This window comes from Flavobacterium sp. (assembly GCF_965284515.1).
Taxonomy (GTDB): Bacteria; Bacteroidota; Bacteroidia; order Flavobacteriales; family Flavobacteriaceae; genus Flavobacterium.
This window is the reverse complement of record NZ_OZ260089.1, coordinates 1,994,627-2,020,870: the sequence shown is the minus strand read 5'-3', so window position 1 is coordinate 2,020,870 and position 26,244 is coordinate 1,994,627. Positions and strand designations below refer to the sequence as shown.

Genomic DNA, 26,244 nt, shown 5'->3' with positions numbered 1-26,244 from the left:
ATTTTTAGTTTAACGTTTTTCATTTTAATGAAATTTTACGGATGAATTCTTTCGCTTCTTTTCCAGGATTATCGGTTTTCATAAAATGTTCTCCCATTAAAAATCCTTGATAACCATACTGTTGTAATTCTTTTACTGCTTCAATAGAACTTATTCCGCTTTCTGAAACTTTTACAAAGTCATCTGGAATTTGATTAGCTAATTCTTTGCTATATTCTAAATTAACCTCAAATGTTTTTAAGTTTCTATTGTTTACTCCAATCATATCTAAACTAGGCATGATAGATTTTTCTAACTCTTCTTGATTATGTACTTCTAGTAAAACTTCTAAAGCTAAACTTTGTGCAAATTCAGATAATTGTTTGATTTCTTCTCTACCCAATACTGCTGCAATTAATAGTATCGCATCTGCACCATTAGCTTTTGCTTCTAATAATTGGTATTCGTCAACAATAAATTCTTTACGCAATAAAGGAATGTTTACAGAAGCTTTAGCTAATAATAAATCGTCTAAACTTCCACCAAAATATTTACCATCTGTTAAGACAGAAATTCCACAAGCACCTGCATTTTGATAGCCTAAAACAACATCTTCTAACGAATGATTGTTATTGATGACTGATTTTGAAGGTGAACGACGTTTATGTTCGGTTATAATTCCAGATAAACTGTTTTTTAGCAATTTAGACATTGAGTTAGTCCTTCCATTAAATAATACAGAAGCTTCTAATTGAGAAACAGGAACAATGCTTTTCTTTAAATCAACTTCTCGTTTTTTGTCGATTATGATTTTATCTAAAATATTCATGTTATTTACTTAAAGCGATTAATTGATTCAATTTTTCAAAAGCTTTTCCAGAAATTAGACTTTCCTGAGATTTTGCTAATGCATCTTCATAGCTTGTTTTTTCAATAGTTTGAATGGCTACAGCCGCATTGGCACAAACTACATTGTTTTGCTCAGCCGAACCTTTACCTGAAATCACATTATGGAAAATTTGAGCTGCATCTTCTATAGTTGCGCCACCTTTTATGGTTTCTAATTTTATTACTGGAAAACTAAAATCTTTTGGTTTTAAAATTTGTTCGGTATGATTGGAAATAATCTTTACATCATCAGTCAACGAAACTTCATCAAAACCACTTAATCCATGTAAAATACTGTAATTGGTTGAAGTATTTTGGTATAAATATGCATACATTCGAGCCAATTCTAAACTGAAAACGCCAACCATTTGATTCTTTGGAAAGGATGGATTTACCATTGGTCCTAACATATTAAAAAAAGTTTTTACTCCTAGTTCTTTTCGAATTGGACCGACATTTTTCATTGCCGGATGAAATAATGGTGCATGTAGAATTGCTATGTTTGTTTCCTCGATAGATTTGGTTAGAAAATCAATATCATTTGTGAATTTAACACCCATTTTTTCCATTACATTACTGGAACCCGAAATAGATGATACTCCGTAGTTTCCATGCTTTGCGACTTTAATCCCTGCACCAGCAACTATGAATGAAGCTAAGGTTGAGATGTTAAACGTATCTTTTCCATCGCCACCAGTTCCACATAAATCGATGGTGTTGTAGGCTGAAAAATCTACTGGAATACACAATTCTAATAAAGCTTCTCTAAAACCCGAAAGTTCTTCGATGGTAATGCTTCGCATCATGTAAACGGTTAAAAACGCAGATATTTGACTTGGATTGTAATTTCCGGCAGATATGTTGACCAAAACCTCTTTTGCTTCTGCTTTAGAAAGTATTTCGTGATTGATTAATCTATTTAATATTGTTTTCATTTTTTATTACTTTTATTGACTGAACACTAATTACTAAACACTGAATCCTAGTTGTTAAGCCAATTTTCTAATATCTTTTTACCATTTGGAGTCAAGACACTTTCAGGATGATATTGTACACCTCTAACATCATATTTAGCGTGTTTCATAGACATAATTTGTCCGTTTTCATCTATGCTAGTTATTATTAAATCTTCAGGAAGATTTTCGGTTGAAACTACCCAAGAATGGTAACGACCGACTTCTGTTTCTTTTGGTAAATCATTAAAAATAAAATCATCTTCTGTTTGTGTAACTTTTGTAGCTACACCGTGATAGACTTTTTCTAAGTTAGTTAAAGTTCCACCAAAGACTTCACCAATAGCCTGTAAGCCTAAACAAACACCAAAAATGCTTTTTATAGGTCCAAATTTCTTAATAACATCTTTTAATAAACCCGCTTCATCTGGAATTCCTGGCCCAGGTGAAAGTAAAATTTTATCAAATTTTTCTAGTTCATCCAAGTCAAATTCATCGTTACGAAAAACAGTAACTTCTGCATTTAAATCTTCTAAGTAATGGACTAAATTATAAGTAAAACTATCGTAATTATCTATGACTACTATTTTCATATCTTGTATATTTTGTAATAATTATATTGTTTCTGCTAAATCTAAAGCTTTTTGCAATGCTCCTAATTTATTATAAACTTCTTGCGTTTCGTTTTCTTCTGATGAATCCGCAACTATTCCAGCTCCAGCTTGAAAGTGTAAGGTATGATTTTTGCTTAAAAAACTACGAATCATAATGGCATGATTAAAATTGCCTTCAAAATCCATAAATCCAATCGCTCCACCATAAAAACTTCGATTTGTTTTTTCAATAGATTCAATTAATTGCATAGCTTTGTGTTTTGGCGCACCTGTTAAAGTACCTGCTGGAAATGTTTTGGCAACCAATTCCATAAAAGGATGATTGGGTTTTAATTTTCCAGTTACTTTAGAAACCAAATGAATAACATGAGAGAAAAACTGGACTTCTTTATATTTCTCCACTTTAACTTCGTTACAACTTCTGCTTAAATCGTTTCTTGCTAAATCGACCAACATTACGTGTTCGCTATTTTCTTTTTTATCTTGGCCTAACTTTTTAGCTAATTCTGCATCCTCTTCATCATTCCCAGTACGTTTAAAAGTTCCAGCAATTGGGTGAATTTCTGCGTGATTATCTTTAATAACCAATTGTGCTTCGGGCGAAGAACCAAATATTTTAAAATTTCCATAATCGAAATAGAATAGGTAAGGAGAAGGATTGATGCTTCTTAAAGCACGATACACATTAAATTCATCTCCTTTAAAACTTTGCGAAAAACGTCTAGATAAAACCAATTGAAAAACATCTCCACGTTGACAATGTTTTTTGGCTAAAGTAACATAGTTTTTAAAATTTAAATCAGTTAAATTTGAAACAACTTCACCTGCTTTTCTAAATGTAAATGAAGCAAAGTTTTTGGCTTGCAATAAGTGCTGAATTTCATCAATATTGCTTTGGTCTTTATAAGAATGACAAAAAATGTACGCTTCGTTTTTAAAATGATTTATGGCAATAATGTTTTGGTAAACAGCATAATAAATTTCTGGAATTTTGTTTTCTGAAGATTTATCATCAATTTTTATCCTTTCAAAATGTTGTATTGCATCATATGAAATGTAACCAAATAATCCTTGTGTGATGAATTTGAATTTGTTTTCATCAGTATTGAATTGTTTTGAAAAATGTTCAATTTCATTGGCTACGTTTACATTTCTGTCAATAGGAATGATTTCAGAATATCCGTCAGGAAAATTTGTTTCAATTTTTTGATTTTCTACTTTTATAGAAGCTATTGGTTTGAAACATATGTAAGAAAAACTATTTTCATTTCCATGATAATCCGAACTCTCTAATAAAATACTATTTGGAAACTTATCACGTATTTTCAAATAAACACTTACTGGAGTAATAGTATCGGCTAGTATTTGCTTGAATGTTGTATGTAAATTATATGTTTTCATTTATTATTATTTAAAAATTAGTCAATAAAAAAAGGCTTGTCGTGAATGACAAGCCTTTTCTATGTATTTATATTAAATTATACTATAGCAGGATTTGCTCACGACGTTTGACGTAAGTTGTTCCACCACCAAGTATTATTTAAAAATGTGTTCATTTAGATAAATTGATATGCAAATATATGTAAAGTTTATTTTTAAAAACAAATTTTCTATAAAAAAAGTCCAAATAAATTTGGACTTTATCTTTTTCATAGCAAATGAAAAGTATTAGAAGTTTAAAGTAACCTCTAATTCAAAATCGTCATAAATTGTTTTATCTCCTAAATTGTCAAAGAAAGAACCTGATCCGTATTTGATATCATATTTCGCTCTGTTCACTATAAGTTTAGTAGATGCAATTTTTCCATTTACATTTATGTCAAAAGTAACAGGATTTGTAATTCCTTTAATTGTTAAATCAGCAGTAACTGTGTAATTGTTTTTATCTTTTGTAGCAATAGTTTTAAATACTAAATCTGCAGTTGGGAATTTTTCAGTTCCAAAAAAATCATCTGATTTTAAGTGACCGTCTAATTTGCTTTTCATTCCACCAGTTAAATCTGTAGTGTTAATTGAAGACATATCAACTGTGAATTTTCCACCTGCTAATTTATCTCCTTTAAATATTAAAGCACCTTCTTTTAAAGAAATTGTACCTTCATGTTGTCCAGTAACTTTCTTTCCTACCCAGTGAATATTACTTTTTTGAGCATCAATAACTTTTGTTTGTGCATTTGCAGTAAATGAAATTAATGCGATTAACGATAATGCGATTGTTTTAAAATTGTTCATTTTTTTTAGTTTTAATTGTTTATTTGATAGTTGTAAATAATTCTGAGTTTGATTTTCTAACTTTTGTAAAGAATTGAGTTTGATCTTCATCATGTCTGTATCCAACAGTTGCTACAAGAGATGCATTTAAGCCTAATTCATTTAACCCAAGTATTTCGTTGTATTTTTCTGGTTCAAAACCTTCCATTGGAGTTACATCAATTTTTAGTTCAGCAGCAGCATTCATTAAATTTGCTAATGCTAAATATGTTTGTTTAGAAGTCCAAACGGATTTAATGTCAGTGTCCAAAGATATAATTTTAGACTTCATAAAATCAGCATACCCTTTTAAATCTTCTAATTTTAATGCTCTGGTATTTGCAATATTTGAAATATATTCATCAATATGATTTTCTTGAATATCTATAATATTAGCAAAAACAAACAAATGCGAGGCTTCTGTAATTTGTGCTTGTCCCCATGAAACCGGTTGTAATTTTGCTCTTATCTCTGGGTTTTCAATAATTAGCACTTTGTAAGGTTGAAGACCATAAGAAGATGTACTTAATCTAATTGCCTCTTTTAAAGTTTCTAAATTTTCATTTGATATTTTTTTAGTTGTATCAAATTTTTTTGTGGCATAACGCCAGTTCTGATTGTTTATAAATGTATTCATATGACTAATTTCTAATTTTTTCTAACAATTCATTCAGTGTTTCAAGTTCATTACTTGAAAGTTTATCAGTTAAAATTAACTCATGATTTTCAATTATTGGGTCAAGTTCTGAAAGTAATTTTAATCCATCATCTGTAATTTGAATTTCAATTTTTCTTCTGTTATTAGGGCAAGTGTTTCTTATGACCATATTTTTAATAAGCAATTTGTCAATTAGACGTGTGGTATTACTATTTTTTGTAACCATACGTTCTTGAATATCTTGCATGTTTAAAGGATTTCCCTTCTGTCCTCTTAATATTCTTAAAACATTATATTGTTCACTAGATATTCCATAAGGTTTTAATAATTCCGTGAATTTATCTCCCATATAATTTTTTGTATACGCTAAATTTAGCATCACTTTTTTAGGTATACTTAATTTAATTGTACTTTTAATTATTTGTTCAATATTCATCACTACAATATTTGTTGGTACAAATGTAATAATATTTTTTATTTGTATATACAAGTGTGTGTTAAAATTTCATTAAATTTTTTAAATAATAATTTTGGTTATACTTTTGAAAAAAAATATAGTGTATGAATTTAGAACAAAATGCATGGTGGAGTCAGTTTCTTACTGATGTTAATGGAGTTATTTTAGATGTAAGAACAGAAGACGAAGTAAATAGACTGAAAATTCCAGGTTCTATAAATATTGATATTTATAAAGGCCAAGGGTTTATATATAAATTAGAAGAATTAGATAAATCAAAAAATTATTATGTGTATTGTGCAGCAGGAGCAAGGAGCGCAAATGCATGTGGCATTATGGAACAATTAGGTTTTGAAAATACTTATAACTTGGTAGGTGGATTTTCACAATGGAATGGTCCTATTGAATAAAAAAGAGGATTTTAATCCTCTTTTTTATTCTGAAAGTCGTTTTAATTTGTTTTTATCTTTAATTGCTATCTTTTTTCCAACAATTTCTATATAATCATTTTTATTTAAGTCGGATAATAGTCTAATACAACTTTCAGTAGCTGTTCCAATCATGTTAGCTAATTCTTCTCGTGATAACTGAATTTTAAGTGTACCATCATCATTTTTTCCAAAATTCTCTTCCAAATATAGTAATGTTTCAGCTAATCTTTGTTTTACAGTTTTTTGAGCTATATTTACCATATGATCGTCTGCGTCTTTTAAATCTCCACAAATAGATTGCATAATATTCATTGAAAATTGGTTATTATTATTAAAAAAACCAATTATCTCATTTTTAGGAATAAAACAAACCTCCATGTCTTCAATTGCAATTGCACTAAGGTTTGCTGATTCATCACTAATCATTGACCGTTGACCTAGTAATTCCCCTGATTTTACTAATTTTAAAATTTGTTCTTTACCATTAGAACTCAATTTAGACAATTTACAAACTCCATCTTTAATACAAAAAACTCCATTTAGAGTTTCACCTTCTTCAAAAACAGGTTCCCCTTTTTTAATTGTGTAAGAAGTTTTACAATTAGCCATTTGAACTAATTGTTCTTTATTAAGGGCTTTTAATGCACTAACTTTTCGAACGATACATTGTTCACAATTACTCATAGAAAGATATGATTATTTACTATTTTTCAAATATAATTAAAGTATGACAAATATCATATTATTAATTATTAACAATTGTAATCTTTGTTACAGGTAAAATGAGCAAATTATGGACACAAAAAATTGTTTCCATTGTGGTTTAGAGTTTAGTAAAAAGGAAGAAATAATTTTTGATGATAAAAGCTTTTGTTGTAACGGTTGTAAAACGGTATACGAAATCTTTAGTCAAAATGATTTGACTTGTTATTATGATTTTGAAATTGCACCTGGTGCAACACCACAAGAGATTAATGGAAAATATGATTTCTTAGATGATGAAAAAATTATTACAAAACTTCTCGACTTTCAAGAGGAGACAACAAATATTGTTTCACTTTTCATACCTCATATACACTGTAGTTCGTGTATTTGGATTTTGGAAAATCTACAAAAACTTCAAGAAGGCATAACTACATCTCAGGTTAATTTTCCTGAAAAGAAAGTAAGAATAACCTATAATCCTAAAAAAACTTCGTTAAAAGATATTGTATATTTATTAAGTTCAATTGGTTATGAGCCTTATATAAGTTTAGAAAATTTCGAAGCTGGTAATAATAATGTTGATAGAAGTTTAATATACAAACTTGGTGTAGCTTTTTTTTGTTTTGGAAATATAATGTTATTATCGTTTCCAGAATATTTTGAAGTAGAAGAGTTTTGGATTAATCAATATAGAAGCTTCTTTCGTTGGTTAATTTTTGCTTTATCCTTGCCCTCATTTTTATATGCTGCAAGTGATTATTATATATCAGCTTATAAAAGTATAAAATCAAAAATATTAAATATCGATATTCCTATTGCTTTAGGAATTATTGTAATGTTTGTTAGAAGTACTATTGACATTGTATTTGACTACGGTCAAGGATTTTTTGATAGTTTAACAGGTTTAGTTTTTTTCATGTTACTTGGAAAATTATTTCAACAAAAAACGTACAGCTTTCTTTCTTTTGAACGTGATTATAAATCGTATTTTCCTATTGCGATTACAAAATTAACAAACGAAGGAAAGGAAATTCCTGTTCAAGTTTATGATATTGAAAAAGGTGATAGGTTGTTGATTCGTAATCAAGAATTAATTCCTGTAGATGGAATTTTAATTTCTGAAAATGCTTCAATTGATTATAGTTTTGTTACAGGAGAAGCTATTCCAATTGAAAAAAAATCTGGTGATAAAGTTTATGCTGGAGGTAAAATCATTGGAAAAGCAGTAGAGCTTGAAGTTTTATTTTCAGTTTCTCAAAGTTATTTAACTCAACTATGGAGTAATGATGTTTTTCAGAAAAAAATTGAACAAAAACATAAAAGTATTACCGATAAAATAAGTCGCTATTTTACTCCTATATTATTATCATTAGCATCAATTGTTTTCGTTTTTTGGTTGTTTATTGATGTATCAATGGCTTTTAATGTTCTAACTGCTGTTTTAATTGTTGCTTGTCCTTGTGCTTTGGCGTTAACAGCACCTTTTACATTAGGAAATGTTTTAAGAATAATGGGTAAACAAAAAATGTATCTTAAAAATTCTATGGTTATAGAGCAATTAGCAAAGGTTGATACTATTGTTTTTGATAAAACAGGTACTATCACTTCAAACTCAAAATCTGCCATAGAATATAAAGGTTTTGAATTGTCTGAATTAGAAATAACTTGGGTTAAAAATACAATTAGAGGTTCTAATCATCCTTTGAGTAGAAAAATATATGATTTCCTTCCAGATGTAAAGAAAATAGATTTAGATTCATATGAAGAAATTACCGGGAAAGGGATTGTATCAATAATTAATGAAATTCAAATTAGTGTAGGCTCTTCTTCACTATTAGAAATTATTGATGAAAATGATTTGTATCAAACCAAAGTTCATGTTAAGATAGGAAGTAATTATAAAGGTTATTTTGTTTTTGATAACCAATATAGATTAGGAATTGTTGAGTTGTTTGAAAAGTTGAATAAAAATTATGAGTTAAAAATTCTATCTGGAGATAATGAAGGTGAAAAGAAAACTCTTGAGGCGTTACTTCCTATAGGTACTGAACTTGTTTTTAATCAAAAACCAGAACAAAAATTAGAATTTATAGAACGTCTTCAACAATCAGGAAAAAATGTTATGATGATTGGTGATGGTTTAAATGATGCCGGAGCATTGGCACAAAGTGATGTAGGAATTTCTCTTTCAGAAAATGTAAATGTATTTTCTCCAGCCTGTGATGGAATTATGGATGCCTCTCAATTTTCTAGATTAGGTTATTATCTAAGCTATTCTAAAAATGCAATGAGGACTATTTATATGAGTTTTACTTTGTCATTATTCTATAATTTAGTTGGATTAACATTTGCAATAACAGGACAATTATCCCCTTTAGTTGCTGCTATAATAATGCCTCTCAGTTCTATTACTGTCGTCAGCTTTGTAACAATAATGTCTAATTATTATTCTAGAAGAAATAATTAACATTTTTTAACATATATGACAATTGTCATATTTTATAATATCATCAAATAGTAAATTTGTTAACAGAAATTTTAGGTATGAGTGTTATTTACATATTAATCACAGTAAGTATAGTTGTTGCAGTTGTCTTCTTGTTTGCTTTTATCAAAGCGGTCAGATCAGGACAATATGACGATGATTATACGCCATCAGTCAGAATGCTTTTTGATGATGAGTTAATTAAGAACAATTTAAAAAAATCCGATAAAAATAAAACTAATTAATTATGGAGAAAGAACAATTTTATTACGATAACAAAATTGTCAGAAACTTTCTGTATGCATCAATTGCTTTTGGTGTAATAGGAATGTTGGTAGGTCTTATAGTGGCCTTTTTGTATTTGTTTCCTAATATGACCGATGGTATTCCTTGGTTAAGTTATGGAAGATTACGGCCATTGCATACAAATGCTGTTATATTTGCCTTTGTAGGTAATTCTGTTTTTGCAGGAGCTTATTATTCTTTGCAAAGACTTTTGAAAACTAGAATGTATAGTAATTTTCTAAGTCAATTAAACTTTTGGGGTTGGCAGTTGATTATTTTAGGAGCTGCAATTACTTTACCTTTAGGATTTACATCTTCAAAAGAATATGCTGAATTAGAATGGCCTTTTGATATTGCAATAGCCCTTATTTGGGTTGCTTTTGGAGTAAATATGATTGGTACAATTATAAAAAGAAGAGAAAGACATATTTATGTTGCTATTTGGTTTTACCTAGCTACATTTATTGCAGTTGCTTTACTTCATATATTTAATAACATTGAAATTCCTGTTTCTGCGTTCAAATCATATTCTGTATATGCAGGTGTTCAAGATGCTTTGGTGCAATGGTGGTACGGACATAATGCGGTAGCATTTTTCCTTACAACACCAATACTTGGTTTGATGTATTATTTTGTTCCTAAGGCAGCAAATCGTCCAGTATATTCTTATAGATTATCAATCATTCACTTTTGGTCTTTAATCTTTATTTATATTTGGGCTGGACCTCACCATTTATTATATTCTGCATTACCTGATTGGGCTCAAAATTTAGGAGTTGTATTCTCAATTATGTTAATTGCTCCATCTTGGGGAGGTATGATTAATGGATTATTAACATTGAGAGGTGCTTGGGATAAAGTAAGAACAGATCCTGTTTTGAAGTTTTATGTAGTTGCTATTACAGGTTATGGTATGTCAACTTTTGAAGGACCAATGTTATCACTTAAAAATGTAAATGCTATTGCTCACTTTACGGACTGGATCGTAGCACACGTTCATGTTGGTACACTAGCTTGGAATGGATTTATGGCATTTGGTATGATATATTGGTTAATACCAAGAATGACTAAAACTAAATTGTTTTCAACAGGATTAGCTAATTTTCATTTTTGGATTGGAACTTTAGGTATTATTTTATATGTATTACCAATGTATGTTGCTGGGTTTACTCAAGCATCTATGTGGAAACAGTTTAATCCAGATGGTTCGTTAGTTTATGGAAATTTCCTTGAAACGGTAACTGAAATTATGCCAATGTATGCTATGAGAGCAATTGGAGGAACATTATATTTTATAGGTATACTTGTTTTAGTTTACAACATTGTTAGAACAGTTATGGCAGGATCTCCAGTAGAAGATGAATTAGCTGAGGCTCCAGCATTATCACAAATTTCTGGTAAACAATTAAAAGGTGAATCTTGGCATTCTTGGTTAGAAAGAAAACCTGTTCAATTTACAATTTTAACAACAATTGCAGTTGCTATTGGAGGTATTGTTCAAATTGTACCAATGTTAGTTGTAAAATCAAATATTCCTACAATTACAAGTGTAAAACCATATACTCCTTTAGAATTAGAAGGAAGAGACTTATATATTAGAGAAGGTTGTAATAACTGTCACTCTCAAATGATTCGTCCTTTCCGTTCAGAAGTAAAACGTTATGGAGAATACTCTAAATCTGGAGAATATGTTTATGACCATCCATTCTTATGGGGTTCAAAAAGAACCGGACCAGATTTAATGAGAATAGGCGGAAAGTATAATGATAATTGGCACTTTAATCATATGTGGGATCCACAAAGTACTTCAACAAATTCAATTATGCCAGGGTATAAATGGATGTATGATAACAAACCTATGGATCATCAGCATATTGAGAAAAAAATGGAAGTAATGGTAACTTTAGGGGTTCCATATAATAAGGAAGATATTGCAAATGCAAGAAAAAGTATGGAATTACAATCTGCCCAAATTGAGAAAAACTTAGCGAATGATCCAGATTTTGTAAAATCATATGAAGAAAGTAAGAAAAATGCAAAAATTAGAGGTGAAGAGTTTGTACCAATGAAAGATAGAGAAATTGTTGCTTTAATTGCTTATTTACAGCGTTTAGGTACAGATATTAAAGTTAAAAAAACGGAATAATTAAAACCCTGAAATATGTTAAAATTTGTAAAACACAATTTAGAAACAATTATGGGTGTTGATATATATCCTATAATATCATTAGTATTGTTCTTTATTGTTTTCGTTTCCTTCTTTATATGGGCTATGACCTATAGCAAGGATAAAATTAAAGAATTAAGTGAATTACCTTTTAAGGAAGAATAATAGTAAAATAGCCTCTTTTTTTAAAGAGAAGAGGTTATTTTAATAAGATAAAGATATATACAACATTAAAATTAATTAAAATGAAAAATATAATTCCTTCATACGTTAGAGTTCCATTAATATTTGCTGCAGTTTTTACAGGAATGGAGTACTTTATAGATTCAGGAGATAAACCTGCATTTATTGAATATCCAATGGTTTCATTGTTTTTAGGTGTTTTTTTATTCCTATTAGTAGCTATTGAAATTGTAATAAGTGCAGTTGATAAAGTTACTTATCAGTTATTAACTGAAGAGCAAAAAAAGCAACTTAAAGAAGCTCAGTCTTTACCATTTACAGAAAGTGAATTTTATCAAAAAATAGTTAAGAAATTAACTCGTTCAAGAGCAATAGAACAAGAAGCAGATGTTATGCTTGATCATGATTATGATGGTATTAAAGAGTTAGATAATGTATTACCTCCTTGGTGGGTCTATTTATTTTATTCATGTATAATTTTTGCAATAGTATATTTAGTACGTTTCGAAATATATGGAGATTATACGCAAGCAGAAGAATTTGAAACAGAAATGGTTCAAGCAGAAAAAGAAATACAAGAATATCTTAAAACAGCACCAGACTTAATGGACAAAGAAAGTGTTACTTTGTTAATAGATGAGTCTTCTTTAGCAGAAGGTAAAGCAATTTACACCGCTAATTGTGTAGCTTGTCACAGAGTTGATGGAGGTGGAGCTATTGGTCCTAACTTAACAGATGACTATTGGATTTTAGGTGGTGGTATAAAAAATGTATTTAACACACTTATGGAAGGTGGACGTTCAGGTAAGGGTATGATTTCTTGGAAAGACCAATTAAAACCAAAAGAAATGCAAAAGGTTGCTAGTTATGTTCTTTCTCTAAGAGGTAGCAATCCTAAAGAACCTAAACCAACAGAACCTGAAGCAGTTTTATATAAAGAAGAAGCATCAACAGATGTTGTAAAAAATGAAACTGTTGCAGATTCTTTAGCAACTAATTAAAAAAAAAGGTTTTAAGTTGTTGCTTAAAACCTTTTTTTAAACAATATATACTAAAGTTATGTCAAATATAGTAGACGAGAGTTTTAGAGACTCAATTGCAACGATAAATGAAGAAGGAAAAAGAAATTATATTTTTCCTAAGAAACCTTCTGGAAAATTTTATGATAAAAGAAAATTATTAAGTTACGTTTTATTAGCATTTTTAATATCTGCTCCATTTATTAAAATAAATGGAAATCAATTTTTAATGTTCAATGTATTAGAAAGAAGGTTTAATATTTTTAGTTTTCCTTTTTGGCCACAAGATTTCTATTTGTTTGTAATGTCTATGATTGTTGGAGTTGTTGGATTAACGCTCTTTACAGTTGCATTTGGTAGAATTTTTTGTGGATGGTTTTGTCCTCAAACTATTTTTCTTGAAATGGTTTTTAGACGAATTGAATTTTGGATCGACGGAGATAGAGGAGCTCAAATAAGATTAGCCAAACAAGAATGGAATGCTGAAAAAATAAGAAAAAGAGTTTCAAAATGGTTAATTTTCTTTATTATTTCATTTATAATAGCAAATGTTTTTTTAGCCTATTTAATAGGAAGTGATCAATTACTAGAATATATTTTTGAAGGTCCTCTAGAAAACTTAAGTACATTAGTTGCTTTATTAGTTTTTACAAGTGTTTTCTATTTTGTATTTAGTTGGTTTAGGGAACAAGTATGTATTATTGCTTGTCCATATGGTAGAATGCAAGGTGTACTTTTAGATAACAAATCTATTAATGTTACTTATGATCATGTAAGAGGAGAAGGAGAAAATGGGAGAGCTAAATGGGATAAAAGAGAAAATAGAGCTGAAACAGGAAAAGGAGATTGTATAGATTGTAATCAGTGTGTTGTTGTTTGTCCTACAGGAATAGATATTAGAAACGGTACTCAATTAGAGTGTATAAATTGTACGGCTTGTATTGATGAGTGCGATACAATTATGGAAAAGGTAGGATTACCAAAAGGACTTATTCGTTATGCTAGTGAAGATGAAATTGTTAACAAAGAGAAATTTAGGTTAACAACAAGAATGAAAGGTTATATTGGAGTTTTAACAGTATTAATAGGAATTCTAATAAGTCTATTGTTTTTAAGAAGTGATGTAGAAGCAACTGTTCTTCGTTTACCGGGTCAACTATTTGAGCATAAAGGAGAAAATATAAGTAATATTTATACATACAAAATTGTAAATAAAACTGTTAAAGATTTTGATAGTGTATATTTTAAATTAGTTAAACCAAAAGGAACTATTAAAGCTGTAGGAAATTCGATTATAAAAGTTCCAAAAGGAGGAATGTCAAAAGGAACATTATTTATAGAAATTAACCCAGCTTTTATGGATGGGGATAAAACTTCAGTTAAAATTGAGGTATATAATAGAAATGAACTTATTGAAACTACTAAGTCTAACTTTTTAGGGCCTAGAAGTTTTAATTAATAAAAAAAAAGATGAAAATAAATTGGGGTACAGGTATTGTAATTGCATTTGGATTATTTATCACTTTTATATTGTATTTTGTATTTAAAGTGCAAACTAACAGTAGTTATGATAATGAGTTAGTTACTGAAGATTATTATAAAAAAGAGTCTTTAGTTCAAGGTGATATTGAGAAGCAAGAAACCGCAAATAAATTAGAACATAAAGTTGTTGTATCAAAAACTCAGGAAGGATTAAGAGTTAGTTTTCCTCCAGAATTTAATTTTAAAAACATAAAAGGAAAAGTGTCCTTATATAGACCGTCTAGCCAAAAGTTAGATTTTGAAATGCAAATTTCATTATCTTCTTCACATTTGCTCATACCTAAAAGTAACTTGGTAAGCGGTCTATGGGACATTTCTATAGATTGGGAATATGAAAATGTAAATTATTTAAATAAAGAATCTATTTATTATTAATTTTTAAATGTTATTTACAGCTATTATATTTGGTTTATTAAGTAGTTTCCACTGTATTGGGATGTGTGGACCTATTGCAATGATGTTGCCTGTAGATAGAAATAATCATACAAAAAAAGTAAGTCAATTAATAATTTATCATATTGGAAGATTAATTGCATATGGTTCATTAGGTTTGATGTTTGGAATTTTAGGAAAAGGATTTTTCTTGGCAGGAATGCAACAACAATTATCTATAACAGTTGGAATTTTAATGATAATTATTGCCGTTGTTCCAGAAAGAATATTTGCTAAATATAATTTTTCAAAGCCTATTTATAAAATTATTTCTAAAGTTAAAACAAGTTTAGGGAGTCAGTTTAAGAACCGTAGTTATAAATCGTTTTTTACTATTGGTTTATTAAATGGATATTTACCTTGTGGAATGGTATATGTTGCTTTATTTGGAGCTCTAGCAATGCCAAGTCTAGAATTCAGTATTTTATATATGCTTTTATTTGGAATAGGAACTGTTCCTATGATGAGTATGGTAGTTTTAATTTCAAATTTAGTTTCTATTCCTCTTCGTAATACAATTCAAAAAGCAATCCCTGTATTAGCGGTATGTATTGGAGTTTTATTTATTATGAGAGGTTTAGGCTTAAACATTCCTTATGTTTCTCCAAGTACTATGAGTTTATTTGTACAAAGTGAAGCAAATTGTCATTAAGAGTTTTTAATTAGTTTATTGATAAAAAAAAGCATCAAAAACCGAAAATTTTGATGCTTTTTTATTTTAAAAATATTATCTACTAATTAGTTAACAATAACTTTTTTAGTTATTGAATTTGCATCTGTTTTTAATTGTACCAAATAAAAACCTGTTGAAAGATCAGTTACATTGTAAGTCTCTGAATTAATTACTGTAGGGTTTTTAATTTCTTGGATAATTTGACCATTTACATTGTAAATTGTAATTGAATTTAATTCAACCGAACTAGAAATCGAAAACGTTCCATTTGTAGTAGGGTTAGGGTAAATAGTTACATCACTTAAAGTAACAAAAGTTTCAGAACTTAAAGTAGCACATTGTGTTGTGTAAATCTGACAAACATATTCAGGATGATCTATGAATGGATTACGATTGTTTTGTCTTGTGTAAATTGCATTATTTCTGTCAATTTCTCTTTGACTTACAGGGTCATTTAAATGCCAAGTCAAAAGGATATTTAAAAATGTATTTGATAATACCTGATTTGAAGTTCCGTTAAACATGTCATATGACCATCCTGAAACTTGATCTTCATATCTGGTAATAAAATAAAAATACATTCTTGCAATATCTCCTTTAAATTCATCTATTGGTTCAAAAACAGTATTTGAGTACCCAGCTGAATATCCTGAATTTAAGTTATTACCTCTTTTTGATCCATTTGAATAGGTATTTGTAGCAGAATTTACTCTTCCAAAAGGAAAATTACCTCTTTGTGCATTTACATATTTATCAGACGGAACTACAAAATGTGCATCTGAATACATTGGAGTTGCAGAAGAGAATACTGATTGAGGAATTATATGCTCTCTGTTGTATTTTTGACATTCTGCTGTTCCACCAGAACCGTCATCTTGGTTAACTCCGTAGGTAAAAAAGCATTCTGTACCGGTTGGGTTTTCCGTATACATGTCTAATAATGATCCGTCATTTTCATAGTATGAATCAACGTCAGAAGTCAAATAAGTAGTATATAATCCTGAATAACCAGGATCACTTGTACCAGATGAAATAATATTAAATAACTGCGTCTTTAAAGTATAACCACCTCCTGTTGCTGTAGCATAATATCCGGGAGGAATTTGAGCAAACCCAAATGTTATACTTAATAAAAATAATAATGTAATTTTCTTATTCATAATCTTATTGTTTACGTTCTAGTAATGCCATATAGAAACCATCAAAACCGCTTTCATAGGCCAATACTTTTTTATCTTTTACAAAGTTGAAATTTTTCCCAGAATCTGTACTTAAGAATCGCTTAATTTGTTCTTCATTTTCTGAGGGTAAAATAGAACAAGTAGCATAAACCATTTTACCACCTGGTTTAACAATCTTTGAATAATTTTCTAACACTTCAGCTTGAACCTTCTTTATATTATCAATAAATTCTGGTTGTAATTTCCATTTACTATCAGGGTTTCTTTTCATTACACCCAAGCCACTACATGGGGCATCAATTAAAACTCTATCAGCTTTTTCGTGTAATTTTTTAATAGATTTTGTACCATCTATAACTCTTGGCTCAATGTTAAAAGCACCATTTCTTTTTGCTCTTAATTTTAGTTGCTTTAATTTACTTTCATATAAATCCATTGCAATTAATTGCCCTTTATTTTCCATTAAAGAAGCTAAATGTAAAGTTTTTCCTCCAGCACCTGCACAAGTATCTACAACTCGCATTCCTGGCTGAACATCTAAAAAGTAAGCTACTAATTGCGATGAAGCATCTTGTACTTCAAAAAGGCCATCTTTAAAGGCTTGAGTCATGAAAACATTTGCTCTTTCATTAAGGACTAATGCATCATTATATCCTTCAATAGCATGTGTCTCAATATCTAAATCCATTAAAATGGAATGTACTACATCTTTAGTTGTCTTAAGAGTGTTTACCCTTAAAATTACTTCAGCTTGTTGATTTTGAGCACTTAATTCTTTTGACCATATTTCCTCACCAAGTTCTTTAATACCTAATTCATCCATCCAGTCAGGAATAGACTCTTTAAATTTTCTAGTTTTTGATAATTCATCAAATCTACCTTTAATTTTTCGTTCAGGTGTATTTTCAAAATACTTCCAATCAGGAAGCTTAATTCCTCTTAATACAGCCCAAACAGCAAATACTCTCCAAATATTATCTCTATCGTAAGGCTCTTTAACTTCAGCAATTTCTGCATATAATCTTCGCCATCTAACAATTTCATATATTGTTTCAGCAACAAATTTTCTGTCGTTACTTCCCCAACGTTTATCTTTTTTTAAAGCTCTTGATACTACTTTGTCTGCATATTCACCATCATTAAAAATGGCTAATAAAGAATCAATAACTGTAAAAACTAAATTTCTGTGTAATCTCATTTTTTCTTTTTAATCAGCCTGCAAAGATACAAATTAAAATAAAAAGTCCTGCATTTAGCAGGACTTTAAATTAGTTGTTTCTAGCATTTCCTCTTGAACTACTTCCTCTAGAGCCGTTAGAATTTCTATTGTTTGATGAACTTGAAGAACGAGTACTATTTCTAGTATTACTTGATCTTGGTGCAGATGTTCTTGGCTGTGAAGTACTTCTAGGACTATTAACACTTTTTGGTTGAGATGAATTCCTTGGAGTATTATAACCAGTTGAATTATAAGTTCTTGGTGAAGAAGTAGCTCTAGGAGCAGTGCTTCTTGGCTCAATATTTCTTGGACTCACAGATCTAGGAGAGCTTGTTCTAGGCTCTGAATTATTTCTTGGCGAAATTGCTTCTCTAGGTGAGTTTCCTCTTGGAGTTGAAGTGCTTGTTCTAGGTGTGCTATTTCTTGGATTATTTGAAGCTATTTCATTTCTTGGCCTAACATTTCTTGTAGGTCTATTGTTATCTAATTCATGTCTGTTTGAATAACCTCTATTTCTATGTGAAAATGATCTATTAGGATATCTCGTTTCATAAGCATAACTTCTTCTTCCATAATACATTCCATAAGCTCTATGACATCTTCTATTGTTTACATAATGATATGTATGACCAAAATTTATATGTAATCCTATATGATTTCTGTATCTAAATACTGGAAAAGGATTCCAATAGTAATAATAACTTGGATAATAATTCCAATACCAAGTTGAACAATAGGGACGGTAATTGTTTACCCAAAATACATTATAAATAATTGGTCGATTAACATAAACAGGTTCATAAATATAATTTTCCCCATACATGTAAACATTACCTACAACTTGAACTTGAACGTTATTCTTATTGTCTCTTTCAACTTCTATAGTTGCCACATCTTGGTAGGTGTCTTTTTCTAAAACAGATTGAATAATAATTAAATGTGCATCTCCTTCAACAGATTCAATTACACGTAAATAATCTACGTAATTATCATTGTTCAAATCTAAATTAGACAATTGAGCTTTTGGATCATTTATTCTATTTTCAAAATCTTCTAAATCTTTTGCCTCACCAAAAACAGATGCAATGGCTCTTAAATCTAAATTATCACTAATATCAGAACTATTTGCTCTTACGGTTGTTTTGTCTTGTGCATAATTACCCATTGGTAACATAAATACAAATAAAAAGCTAAGTAGTATTTTCGTTTTCATAATCGTATGTTTTTAGTTAAACATTTATTTGTTTATAAATAACCAATTACTGTGCCAACTTTATTTTCGATCTTATTTAATAATCATATTTATATTGTATTTTAGCTGTAAATACAAATGTTTATGAAGGTTAAATATATTTTAGTAATTTCTTTTTTAGTATTGTTTTCTTGTTCTAAAAAAGTTGATTTTAAAGCTACTTTTCAAAAAATTAATGTTGAAATTTTACACGAAGAATCTATTAGTAGTAGAGCAATTTTAATTGATAAAGATTTGCTTTGGTATGCTGGTAATAATGGTAAATATGGTTCAATTAATTTAAATGACAGAGTAAGATGTGGAGGCTATATTGAAATTGATTCTTTAAAACCTGAGTTTAGAAGTATTGCTCAAACACAAGAAAATATATTTTTTTTGAGTGTTTCAAATCCGGCTTTACTTATAAGAATAAATAAAGAAACTAAAGATTTAAAGTTAGTTTATAAAGAGAATCATGAAAAAGTTTTTTATGATAGTATGCAGTTTTTAGATGAAAAATTTGGAATAGCAATGGGAGATCCAATTAATAATTGTTTAAATATTATAACGACAAATGATGGGGGAGAAAATTGGCATAAAATTCCTTGTAATAATCTCCCAAATGTAATTGATGGGGAAGCTGCTTTTGCTGCTAGTAATACAAATTTAATTCTTAGAGGCAATTCAATATTTATTGTCTCAGGTGGAATTAAGTCAAGAGTCTTTGTAAGTAAGAATAAAGGTAATTCATGGAATGTTTTCAATACACCAATTATCCAAGGGAAAGCAATGACAGGTATTTTTACAGCTGATTTTTATGATGAAAATATTGGTGCTATTGCAGGTGGAAATTATGAAGATCAAAATGACAATTCCTCAAACAAAGCCATTACAATTGATGGTGGGAAAACATGGAAGCTAATAGCTCAAAATGAAGGTTTTGGCTATGCATCATGCATTCAGTTTGTGCCTAATAAAAAAGGAAATGAATTGGTTTGTGTTGGTGGAACAGGAGTACATTATTCTTACGATAGAGGAGAATCATGGGTTAAAATGTTAGAAGATAATGACTTATTAACTTTAAGATTTATTAACGATAACTCTGCTATAGCAACAGGTAAAAACAGAATAATAAAATTGAATTTTCAATAAAAAAAGAGCGAAAATTGTCGCTCTTTTTTTATTTTTTACCTCTAAATTGTTTCATCAATTTACGATTAAATTCATCTTCTGCTTTTTTAAGTTTAATTATTTTCTTAGCAGAAATAACCGTTTTTAGGTCTTTTATATACTTCTTCTTATAATCGTGAAGTTCATCTTCAATACTTTCGACTTGATCAATTAAAGAAGTAGCTTCTTTATCGGATAATTTTTCTAAACCTCCATTTTCAAATTTATTTATAATAGAACGCATTTTTTTATGACGCAATTCAAACTGCTTTTCTTCATTTGCATTATAAATTGGCCAAAATTTTTGAGCTTCATCTGTTGTTAATTCTAACTGTTCAGTAATATAAGCAACTTTTAGTGCTTTTATTTTTTCTCTTTTCTCTTTAAAATCCTGACTGAAACTTAAAACAGTAAATAAAAGCAGTACCGATAGTGTTAATTTTTTTTTCATTTTTTATTCGTTTAAATAGTAATCTAAATTTTGAGTATCTAATAAGTAAGCTTCTACATCTTCTTTAGAACTAATTGAAAGTGCATTTTCTAGTTCAACTATATCATCTTCGTTCAAGTTCTCAATAATATCAAAGTTTGTAAAATTGGTTTGATAAGATAAATAGTTTTCAATATTTGAATTGTCTAATGGGGTATTTGTTTGTATTGAATTAAAATAAGAAGGAATAGCAATAGCTAACAATAAAACAGCAGCAATACTACTGATCCAAATTTGTTTTCTATGAAACAAAGAGACAACTTTTGTTTCTGGAGCTGGAATTTTATCTAAAATTCTTGCTTCAAATTTTTCAAAATAATCATTAGGAGCTTTAAATCCCGATTTTATTTTAGTTGTATTTAAATCAATGTTTTTCATATTAATAAGACAGATTTTTTGTAAAAAGGTTTAATTTGATTTTAAAATTTCTTCGATTTTTTTTACAGCAATATGATAACTAGCTTTTAAAGCTCCAACTGATGTTTCTAAAATTCCTGACATTTCTTCGTATTTTATTTCTTCAAAATATTTCATTTTAAAGACAAGTTGTTGTTTCTCTGGCAAAGTAGCTATTGCTTTTTGAAGTTTAAGTTCAATTTCATTTCCTTCAAAATAAACATCACTTTCAAGTTTCATTAATTCTCTTTGCTGTACTTCTTCATTTGATATACCGCTTTTCTTAGCCTTTTGCTGAAGAAAAGTCAGCGATTCATTTGTTGCGATTCTATAAATCCAAGAATATAGTTTACTCTCTCCTTTAAATTTAGAAATATTAGTAAATACTTTTATAAAGGTGTTTTGTAAAACATCGTCAGTATCATCATGGTTTAAGACTATATTTCTAATATGATAATATAAAGGTTTCTGATATAATTGTACAAGTTTCTTAAACCCATCGTTTTGGGTTTTAGTATTAAGTAGTAATTCAATTAAATCTTGATCGTCTTGCAACTTGTTTTTTATTTAAGACTAAAGATATACAAAAAGGTTTAATTCGATTTTGTCTTTTTTTAATTGATTAATACAATTTCAAATTCTACCTTTGAAAAAACGTATTAAGAACATGATTAGAACAGTAATTTTCGATATGGATGGTGTAATAGTAGATACAGAACCTGTTCATAAATATGCTTATTTTAAACATTTTGAAGAATTAAATATTCTTGTTACCGATGAATTATATCACACGTTAACTGGTAATTCTACACGTAATGTTTTTCAGAAATTAAAAAATCAGTTTAATTTAAGCGAAGATGTCGAAGATTTAATTCTAAGAAAAAGGGCTATTTTTAATGATGCTTTTGATACCAAAGAAGATTTGTTTTTAATAGAAGGTGTTGAAGATTTAATTAAAGATTTATATGCTAATGGCATTCAATTAATTTTGGCTTCATCAGCTTCTAAACTAACTATTGATCGAGTTTTTAACCGATTTAATCTAAATCAATATTTTACTCATAAAATTTCTGGAGAAGATTTCCCAAAATCTAAACCACACCCTGCAATTTTTGAACATGCTGCAAGCTTATCTATTGCCCCTAAAGAGAACTGTATAGTAATTGAAGATAGCACAAACGGAATTGAAGCTGCAGTAGGAGCTAGCATTTATTGTATAGGTTACGATAGTTTACATTCTAAATATCAAGATTTATCTAAAGCAAATATAATTGTTCGTCATTTTAATGAAATGAATGCAGAAATGGTAAAGAATTTGAATTAATTATTTCTAATTTGGATTGGTATGCTTTTCAACAATACGTTTACTGTCTTTTTTTACCTCAATATTTTTACGCAAATTCCATAATATATCGCTGGAATGTTTTCTAGTCTTTTCAATATCTACGATTGGGTATGGGTAATTTATTCCTAGTTTAAAGTTATACATTTCTTGTTCAATAGTAGTTAGTTTCCATGGTTCATGTATAAACTCTTGTGGTATAACTGCTAATTCAGGTACCCATTTTTTAATGAAAACACCTTCTTCATCGTGTTCAATTGAATTCTTTACGGGATTGTAAACGCGTAATGTATTAATTCCTGTTACGCCAGCTTGCATTTGTATTTGTGGGTAATGTATACCTGGTTCAAAATCTAAAAATTGTTGCGCTAAATGTGGAGAACAGTTTTGCCAAGGTTGCCATAAATTATGTGTATAAAAAGAAACTATTAAAGCTCTCATTCTAAAATTTAAATATCCGGTAGTATTTAAACATCTCATACATGCATCTACAATAGGTATTCCTGTTTTTCCTTCTTTCCAAGAATTATGATAAAAAGGATTAACTGGTTGGTCTAGATTACGATATCCTTTATTTACAGAAATAAATTCCATATCACTTTCCATTTCAAATTTTTGAATGAAATGGGCTTGCCAACGTAAACGCGAAGCAAAATTTGAAATTTGTCTCTTATATAAACCTTTTTGGGATGTCTTCCATGCTTCTTCATAAACTTGCCTTATTGAAATATTTCCCCATGCAATATATGGCGACAATCTACTGCAACTCATTCTTGCCTTTTCAGGCTTTGAAATATTTTTAGAGTAGTTAGCAACACGTTCATCAAAAAAGGATTTCAAATACCTCAATGCAGTAGGAGTTCCTCCTTTTTGAAATGGTGTGTTTTTATTTGATATTAAGGAAGGTTTCTCGAACTGATTTTCTATTTCTTCAATATCTTTATACTTCATAAAAGTTCTGCCATTGGCTTCAAATGGTAAACATTTTTTATTCATATAATCATTCCAGTCTTCTTTCCATTTTTTTCTATTTTCAATACCTCTTATAACTCCATTATTAATAGATTCGTACCAAGGAATAGAATGTTTATTAAAATATAGAGCTATATCTTTATCTCTATCATACGTTATTTTTATTCCAGTTTCTTGATGTGAATAAACAGCATTTATAGAAATAAGTTGGTTTAATTTTTTAAAAATAGACAGAGCCTCACCTTTAACAATTAAAATTTGAGTATGATATTGAATAAGATCTTTTTGTAAACTTTCTAATGATTGTTTTATAAAATCAAAATGACGTTGGCTATAATGAATATCTTTTAAAAGAGAAGGTTCGAAAATGTATAGTAAAAGCACTTTTCGTCCAGATGAAATGGCGTTATAAAGAGCCTCATTATCTGTTAATCGTAAATCTCTTTTAAACCAAACAATATTCATTTTTTCACTTTTATATTATTTATATAACTTTAACCAACAGCTTCTTTATATACTTTTAAGCAAAGTTCTCTTGCTTCTTTATGATCAACTATTGGCTTTGGATATTGAAACGATTCCAATTCAGGAACCCACTTTTTGATGTATTTCAACTCTTTATCAAACTTTTTTATTTGTTCCGTTGGATTGAAAATTCTGAAATAAGGAGCTGCATCAACACCTGACCCTGCTGCCCATTGCCAATTTCCAACATTACTAGCTTGTTCATAGTCTAATAGTTTTTGAGCAAAATAAGTTTCTCCCCATTTCCAGTCAATTAATAAATGTTTGCATAGAAAGCTAGCTACAACCATTCGGACACGATTGTGCATATGACCTGTTTTGTTTAGTTCTCTCATTCCAGCATCCACAATAGGGTAACCTGTTTTTCCATCACACCACTTTTTGAATAAATCTTCATTATTTCTCCATTGTATGGCATCGTATTTTGGTCTGAAACTTGAATTTACTGTATGTGGAAAATGCCATAAAATTTGCATGAAAAACTCTCTCCAAATTAGCTCTTTTAAAAACGTTTCATTTTGAAAAGTTGCAGCATGATTTACTATTTTTCTAATAGAAACAGCACCAAAACGCAAATGAGTTCCTAACATTGAAGTTCCTTTTAGTGCAGGGAAATTTCGAGTTTCTTCATAGTTTGATATTACTTTATCACTTATGTTAAAAGGAGTAACCTTTATGGAAGAAACTTCAAAACCTATATCTTTTAAACTTAAAAAAGGGTAGGAGTGATTAATAATTTTATCTAACTTTTCCTCAGAATTATAATAACTTAATTTAATTTTAGAAAAGGCCTCTTTCCATTTTTTAGAATAAGGAGTGTAAACTACATAGGGACTTCCATCATCTTTTACAATTTCACTTTTTTCAAAAACAACTTGGTCTTTGCAGGTTTTGAATTCAATTTGATGTTCTTTAAACAATAGATTCATTTCCTTATCTCGTTTTCTAGCATAAGGCTCGTAATCGTGATTAGTATAAACTGTTTTAATTTTATTTTCTTGAATTAATTTTTCGAAAACAGATTTTGGTTCTCCATAAAATACAGCTAACGATTTTCCAGTTTCTTGAAGTTTATTTTGAATTTTAAATAATAATTCATGTATAAAAGACACACGAGCATCATCTTTTGGTAATTCAGAAAGAATTTTTTCATCAAAAATGAAAATTGGAAGCGTTTCACTACCTTCACTTAAAGCATGAAATAATCCTACATTATCTTCTAAACGCAAATCCCTTCTAAACCAAAATATATTCATACTAATCAAAAATTACAAATTAATAATTCTATTAAATTTATCCATTGACCAGCAAAGTCGACATTCCACCGTCAACGTGTAATACTTGGCCACTCATCCAACTGCTTTTTTTACTTAATAAAAAGTTAGCCATTTGAGCAATATCTTCTGGTTGTCCAAATCTTTTTAGTGGATGACGTTCAGAAGATTTTTCTTTTTTAATATCATTATTAAGAAATTTATCTGCCAATGGTGTGTCAGTTAAAGATGGTGCAATTACGTTAACTCTAATTTTTGGAGCATATTCAGCAGCTAAAGCTTTAGCAAAACCTTCTATAGCACCTTTAGATGCGGCAACACTTGTATGAAAAGGCATTCCCATACTTGCAGCAACACTACTAAATAATACTATACTTGACTGTTCTGAAGCCAGTAAATTAGGTAAAACTGCTTGTATAACCTTAACCAAACCAATAAAATTAATTTGTAAATCGTTTTCAAAAGCTTCAATTTTTAAACCTTTAAAAGGTCTTAAATTTATACTCCCTGGTAAATAGACCAAACCATCAATAACTTCTGGTAGTTTTGAAGTATCTAGAGAATCTATTGAAGCATCAAAAGGAATATGTGTAACTTTTAAATTAACTAATTCTTCATTTGTTCTACAAGCAATAAATACGTTATTTCTTTCTTGAAGTTCTTTGGCTATCTCAAAACCAATTCCGTATGAACCTCCAATTAATAGTATGTTTTTCATAATAT

27 protein-coding genes are annotated in these 26,244 nt (G+C 29.1%); 10 read left to right on the top strand and 17 right to left on the bottom strand.

All coding sequences use genetic code 11. The features are described 5' to 3' along the window. Positions 1–19 precede the first annotated feature (19 nt). From trpC to ACQ65T_RS09330, 7 genes are all read right to left on the bottom strand, one after another. Complete coding sequence (trpC, locus tag ACQ65T_RS09360) at positions 20–808, bottom strand: indole-3-glycerol phosphate synthase TrpC (protein WP_430400814.1); 789 nt, start codon at positions 806–808, stop codon at positions 20–22. A gap of 1 nt (position 809) precedes the next feature. Further along, positions 810–1,802 carry an anthranilate phosphoribosyltransferase gene (trpD, locus tag ACQ65T_RS09355; protein ID WP_430400813.1) on the bottom strand — a complete coding sequence of 331 codons (993 nt, stop codon included), beginning with the start codon at positions 1,800–1,802 and terminating at the stop codon, positions 810–812. Positions 1,803–1,849: 47 nt separating this feature from the next. After that, a complete protein-coding gene (locus ACQ65T_RS09350) occupies positions 1,850–2,413 on the bottom strand; it encodes an anthranilate synthase component II (RefSeq protein WP_430400812.1) in 564 nt (187 codons plus the stop codon). A 21-nt stretch (positions 2,414–2,434) separates the two neighbouring features. Beyond that, positions 2,435–3,835: an anthranilate synthase component I family protein gene (locus ACQ65T_RS09345; RefSeq protein WP_430400811.1), complete on the bottom strand. Its 1,401-nt coding sequence runs from the start codon at positions 3,833–3,835 to the stop codon at positions 2,435–2,437. 267 nt (positions 3,836–4,102) lie between these two features. Then, positions 4,103–4,666 (bottom strand): YceI family protein, encoded by a 564-nt coding sequence (locus tag ACQ65T_RS09340; RefSeq protein ID WP_430400810.1) that lies wholly within the window; start codon positions 4,664–4,666, stop codon positions 4,103–4,105. Positions 4,667–4,685: 19 nt separating this feature from the next. After that, positions 4,686–5,321 (bottom strand): NAD(P)H-dependent oxidoreductase, encoded by a 636-nt coding sequence (locus ACQ65T_RS09335; RefSeq protein WP_430400809.1) that lies wholly within the window; start codon positions 5,319–5,321, stop codon positions 4,686–4,688. A gap of 4 nt (positions 5,322–5,325) precedes the next feature. After that, positions 5,326–5,778: a MarR family winged helix-turn-helix transcriptional regulator gene (locus ACQ65T_RS09330; RefSeq protein ID WP_430400808.1), complete on the bottom strand. Its 453-nt coding sequence runs from the start codon at positions 5,776–5,778 to the stop codon at positions 5,326–5,328. Between the two features lie 125 nt (positions 5,779–5,903). On the opposite strand from ACQ65T_RS09330, the gene ACQ65T_RS09325 reads away from it, so the two are divergent. Next, positions 5,904–6,209, top strand: a complete 306-nt coding sequence (locus ACQ65T_RS09325; protein ID WP_430400807.1) for a rhodanese-like domain-containing protein — start codon at positions 5,904–5,906, stop codon at positions 6,207–6,209. 24 nt (positions 6,210–6,233) lie between these two features. Here the strand turns inward: ACQ65T_RS09325 and ACQ65T_RS09320 are convergent, their stop codons facing one another. Beyond that, complete coding sequence (locus ACQ65T_RS09320; protein WP_430400806.1) at positions 6,234–6,914, bottom strand: Crp/Fnr family transcriptional regulator; 681 nt, start codon at positions 6,912–6,914, stop codon at positions 6,234–6,236. 109 nt (positions 6,915–7,023) lie between these two features. On the opposite strand from ACQ65T_RS09320, the gene ACQ65T_RS09315 reads away from it, so the two are divergent. From ACQ65T_RS09315 to ACQ65T_RS09285, 7 genes are all read left to right on the top strand, one after another. Then, positions 7,024–9,402, top strand: a complete 2,379-nt coding sequence (locus ACQ65T_RS09315) for a heavy metal translocating P-type ATPase (RefSeq protein WP_430400805.1) — start codon at positions 7,024–7,026, stop codon at positions 9,400–9,402. 77 nt (positions 9,403–9,479) lie between these two features. Then, positions 9,480–9,665 (top strand): cbb3-type cytochrome oxidase assembly protein CcoS, encoded by a 186-nt coding sequence (gene ccoS, locus ACQ65T_RS09310; protein ID WP_430400804.1) that lies wholly within the window; start codon positions 9,480–9,482, stop codon positions 9,663–9,665. A gap of 2 nt (positions 9,666–9,667) precedes the next feature. Next, the gene (gene ccoN / locus ACQ65T_RS09305; protein ID WP_430400803.1) at positions 9,668–11,851 is read left to right on the top strand and encodes a cytochrome-c oxidase, cbb3-type subunit I; all 2,184 of its coding nucleotides are present in this window, start codon (positions 9,668–9,670) and stop codon (positions 11,849–11,851) included. A 266-nt stretch (positions 11,852–12,117) separates the two neighbouring features. After that, positions 12,118–13,056 (top strand): cbb3-type cytochrome c oxidase N-terminal domain-containing protein, encoded by a 939-nt coding sequence (locus ACQ65T_RS09300; RefSeq protein ID WP_430400802.1) that lies wholly within the window; start codon positions 12,118–12,120, stop codon positions 13,054–13,056. A 58-nt stretch (positions 13,057–13,114) separates the two neighbouring features. After that, positions 13,115–14,533 carry a cytochrome c oxidase accessory protein CcoG gene (gene ccoG / locus ACQ65T_RS09295; RefSeq protein WP_430400801.1) on the top strand — a complete coding sequence of 473 codons (1,419 nt, stop codon included), beginning with the start codon at positions 13,115–13,117 and terminating at the stop codon, positions 14,531–14,533. Positions 14,534–14,544: 11 nt separating this feature from the next. Further along, positions 14,545–14,991 carry a FixH family protein gene (locus ACQ65T_RS09290; protein WP_430400800.1) on the top strand — a complete coding sequence of 149 codons (447 nt, stop codon included), beginning with the start codon at positions 14,545–14,547 and terminating at the stop codon, positions 14,989–14,991. A 7-nt stretch (positions 14,992–14,998) separates the two neighbouring features. Further along, the gene (locus ACQ65T_RS09285) at positions 14,999–15,700 is read left to right on the top strand and encodes a sulfite exporter TauE/SafE family protein (protein WP_430400799.1); all 702 of its coding nucleotides are present in this window, start codon (positions 14,999–15,001) and stop codon (positions 15,698–15,700) included. 86 nt (positions 15,701–15,786) lie between these two features. Here ACQ65T_RS09285 and ACQ65T_RS09280 read toward each other — a convergent pair whose 3' ends face one another. The 3 genes from ACQ65T_RS09280 to ACQ65T_RS09270 all read right to left on the bottom strand — a co-directional run bounded on the left by ACQ65T_RS09280 (position 15,787) and on the right by ACQ65T_RS09270 (position 19,334). Beyond that, complete coding sequence (locus ACQ65T_RS09280; protein ID WP_430400798.1) at positions 15,787–16,881, bottom strand: endonuclease; 1,095 nt, start codon at positions 16,879–16,881, stop codon at positions 15,787–15,789. Between the two features lie 4 nt (positions 16,882–16,885). Next, positions 16,886–18,100: an RsmB/NOP family class I SAM-dependent RNA methyltransferase gene (locus tag ACQ65T_RS09275; RefSeq protein ID WP_430400797.1), complete on the bottom strand. Its 1,215-nt coding sequence runs from the start codon at positions 18,098–18,100 to the stop codon at positions 16,886–16,888. A gap of 70 nt (positions 18,101–18,170) precedes the next feature. Beyond that, complete coding sequence (locus tag ACQ65T_RS09270) at positions 18,171–19,334, bottom strand: hypothetical protein (protein ID WP_430400796.1); 1,164 nt, start codon at positions 19,332–19,334, stop codon at positions 18,171–18,173. A gap of 123 nt (positions 19,335–19,457) precedes the next feature. Between ACQ65T_RS09270 and ACQ65T_RS09265 the strand changes: the two genes are divergently transcribed. After that, positions 19,458–20,504 (top strand): oxidoreductase, encoded by a 1,047-nt coding sequence (locus ACQ65T_RS09265; protein WP_430400795.1) that lies wholly within the window; start codon positions 19,458–19,460, stop codon positions 20,502–20,504. Between the two features lie 28 nt (positions 20,505–20,532). Here ACQ65T_RS09265 and ACQ65T_RS09260 read toward each other — a convergent pair whose 3' ends face one another. Genes ACQ65T_RS09260 through ACQ65T_RS09250 form a run of 3 tightly spaced genes read right to left on the bottom strand, consistent with a single transcriptional unit; the run spans position 20,533 to position 21,963 of the window. After that, positions 20,533–20,973 (bottom strand): sensor of ECF-type sigma factor, encoded by a 441-nt coding sequence (locus ACQ65T_RS09260; RefSeq protein ID WP_430400794.1) that lies wholly within the window; start codon positions 20,971–20,973, stop codon positions 20,533–20,535. A gap of 3 nt (positions 20,974–20,976) precedes the next feature. Further along, positions 20,977–21,390 carry a hypothetical protein gene (locus ACQ65T_RS09255; protein ID WP_430400793.1) on the bottom strand — a complete coding sequence of 138 codons (414 nt, stop codon included), beginning with the start codon at positions 21,388–21,390 and terminating at the stop codon, positions 20,977–20,979. Between the two features lie 30 nt (positions 21,391–21,420). Then, on the bottom strand, positions 21,421–21,963 hold the full coding sequence (locus tag ACQ65T_RS09250; RefSeq protein WP_430400792.1) for an RNA polymerase sigma factor: 543 nt from the start codon (positions 21,961–21,963) through the stop codon (positions 21,421–21,423). Between the two features lie 112 nt (positions 21,964–22,075). Between ACQ65T_RS09250 and ACQ65T_RS09245 the strand changes: the two genes are divergently transcribed. Beyond that, on the top strand, positions 22,076–22,732 hold the full coding sequence (locus ACQ65T_RS09245; protein WP_430400791.1) for an HAD family hydrolase: 657 nt from the start codon (positions 22,076–22,078) through the stop codon (positions 22,730–22,732). Positions 22,733–22,738: 6 nt separating this feature from the next. On the opposite strand, the gene ACQ65T_RS09240 is transcribed toward ACQ65T_RS09245, so the two are convergent. From ACQ65T_RS09240 to ACQ65T_RS09230, 3 genes are read right to left on the bottom strand one after another with little or no spacing between them, the layout of a single operon-like run. Then, the gene (locus ACQ65T_RS09240; RefSeq protein WP_430400790.1) at positions 22,739–24,187 is read right to left on the bottom strand and encodes a deoxyribodipyrimidine photo-lyase/cryptochrome family protein; all 1,449 of its coding nucleotides are present in this window, start codon (positions 24,185–24,187) and stop codon (positions 22,739–22,741) included. Positions 24,188–24,216: 29 nt separating this feature from the next. Further along, entirely contained in the window at positions 24,217–25,503 is a 1,287-nt protein-coding gene (locus ACQ65T_RS09235) for a cryptochrome/photolyase family protein (protein ID WP_430400789.1), read from the bottom strand. Positions 25,504–25,540: 37 nt separating this feature from the next. Further along, positions 25,541–26,239: an SDR family NAD(P)-dependent oxidoreductase gene (locus ACQ65T_RS09230; RefSeq protein ID WP_430400788.1), complete on the bottom strand. Its 699-nt coding sequence runs from the start codon at positions 26,237–26,239 to the stop codon at positions 25,541–25,543. Positions 26,240–26,244 lie beyond the last annotated feature (5 nt).

Bases quoted from the DNA above. Each gene is read 5' to 3' on its own strand.
- ACQ65T_RS09230 (WP_430400788.1), bottom strand. From the start codon at position 26,239: ATGAAAAACATACTATTAATTGGAGGTTCATACGGAATTGGTTTTGAG.
- ACQ65T_RS09340 (WP_430400810.1), bottom strand. From the start codon at position 4,666: ATGAACAATTTTAAAACAATCGCATTATCGTTAATCGCATTAATTTCA.
- ccoG (WP_430400801.1), top strand. From the start codon at position 13,115: ATGTCAAATATAGTAGACGAGAGTTTTAGAGACTCAATTGCAACGATA.
- ccoN (WP_430400803.1), top strand. From the start codon at position 9,668: ATGGAGAAAGAACAATTTTATTACGATAACAAAATTGTCAGAAACTTT.
- ACQ65T_RS09345 (WP_430400811.1), bottom strand. From the start codon at position 3,835: ATGAAAACATATAATTTACATACAACATTCAAGCAAATACTAGCCGAT.
- ACQ65T_RS09235 (WP_430400789.1), bottom strand. From the start codon at position 25,503: ATGAATATATTTTGGTTTAGAAGGGATTTGCGTTTAGAAGATAATGTA.
- ACQ65T_RS09290 (WP_430400800.1), top strand. From the start codon at position 14,545: ATGAAAATAAATTGGGGTACAGGTATTGTAATTGCATTTGGATTATTT.
- ACQ65T_RS09270 (WP_430400796.1), bottom strand. From the start codon at position 19,334: ATGAAAACGAAAATACTACTTAGCTTTTTATTTGTATTTATGTTACCA.
- ACQ65T_RS09285 (WP_430400799.1), top strand. From the start codon at position 14,999: ATGTTATTTACAGCTATTATATTTGGTTTATTAAGTAGTTTCCACTGT.
- ACQ65T_RS09315 (WP_430400805.1), top strand. From the start codon at position 7,024: ATGGACACAAAAAATTGTTTCCATTGTGGTTTAGAGTTTAGTAAAAAG.
- ACQ65T_RS09275 (WP_430400797.1), bottom strand. From the start codon at position 18,100: ATGAGATTACACAGAAATTTAGTTTTTACAGTTATTGATTCTTTATTA.
- ACQ65T_RS09245 (WP_430400791.1), top strand. From the start codon at position 22,076: ATGATTAGAACAGTAATTTTCGATATGGATGGTGTAATAGTAGATACA.
- ACQ65T_RS09300 (WP_430400802.1), top strand. From the start codon at position 12,118: ATGAAAAATATAATTCCTTCATACGTTAGAGTTCCATTAATATTTGCT.
- ACQ65T_RS09325 (WP_430400807.1), top strand. From the start codon at position 5,904: ATGAATTTAGAACAAAATGCATGGTGGAGTCAGTTTCTTACTGATGTT.
- ACQ65T_RS09260 (WP_430400794.1), bottom strand. From the start codon at position 20,973: ATGAAAAAAAAATTAACACTATCGGTACTGCTTTTATTTACTGTTTTA.
- ACQ65T_RS09350 (WP_430400812.1), bottom strand. From the start codon at position 2,413: ATGAAAATAGTAGTCATAGATAATTACGATAGTTTTACTTATAATTTA.
- ccoS (WP_430400804.1), top strand. From the start codon at position 9,480: ATGAGTGTTATTTACATATTAATCACAGTAAGTATAGTTGTTGCAGTT.
- trpC (WP_430400814.1), bottom strand. From the start codon at position 808: ATGAATATTTTAGATAAAATCATAATCGACAAAAAACGAGAAGTTGAT.
- ACQ65T_RS09265 (WP_430400795.1), top strand. From the start codon at position 19,458: ATGAAGGTTAAATATATTTTAGTAATTTCTTTTTTAGTATTGTTTTCT.
- ACQ65T_RS09330 (WP_430400808.1), bottom strand. From the start codon at position 5,778: ATGAATATTGAACAAATAATTAAAAGTACAATTAAATTAAGTATACCT.
- ACQ65T_RS09320 (WP_430400806.1), bottom strand. From the start codon at position 6,914: ATGAGTAATTGTGAACAATGTATCGTTCGAAAAGTTAGTGCATTAAAA.
- trpD (WP_430400813.1), bottom strand. From the start codon at position 1,802: ATGAAAACAATATTAAATAGATTAATCAATCACGAAATACTTTCTAAA.
- ACQ65T_RS09255 (WP_430400793.1), bottom strand. From the start codon at position 21,390: ATGAAAAACATTGATTTAAATACAACTAAAATAAAATCGGGATTTAAA.
- ACQ65T_RS09240 (WP_430400790.1), bottom strand. From the start codon at position 24,187: ATGAATATTGTTTGGTTTAAAAGAGATTTACGATTAACAGATAATGAG.
- ACQ65T_RS09280 (WP_430400798.1), bottom strand. From the start codon at position 16,881: ATGAATAAGAAAATTACATTATTATTTTTATTAAGTATAACATTTGGG.
- ACQ65T_RS09335 (WP_430400809.1), bottom strand. From the start codon at position 5,321: ATGAATACATTTATAAACAATCAGAACTGGCGTTATGCCACAAAAAAA.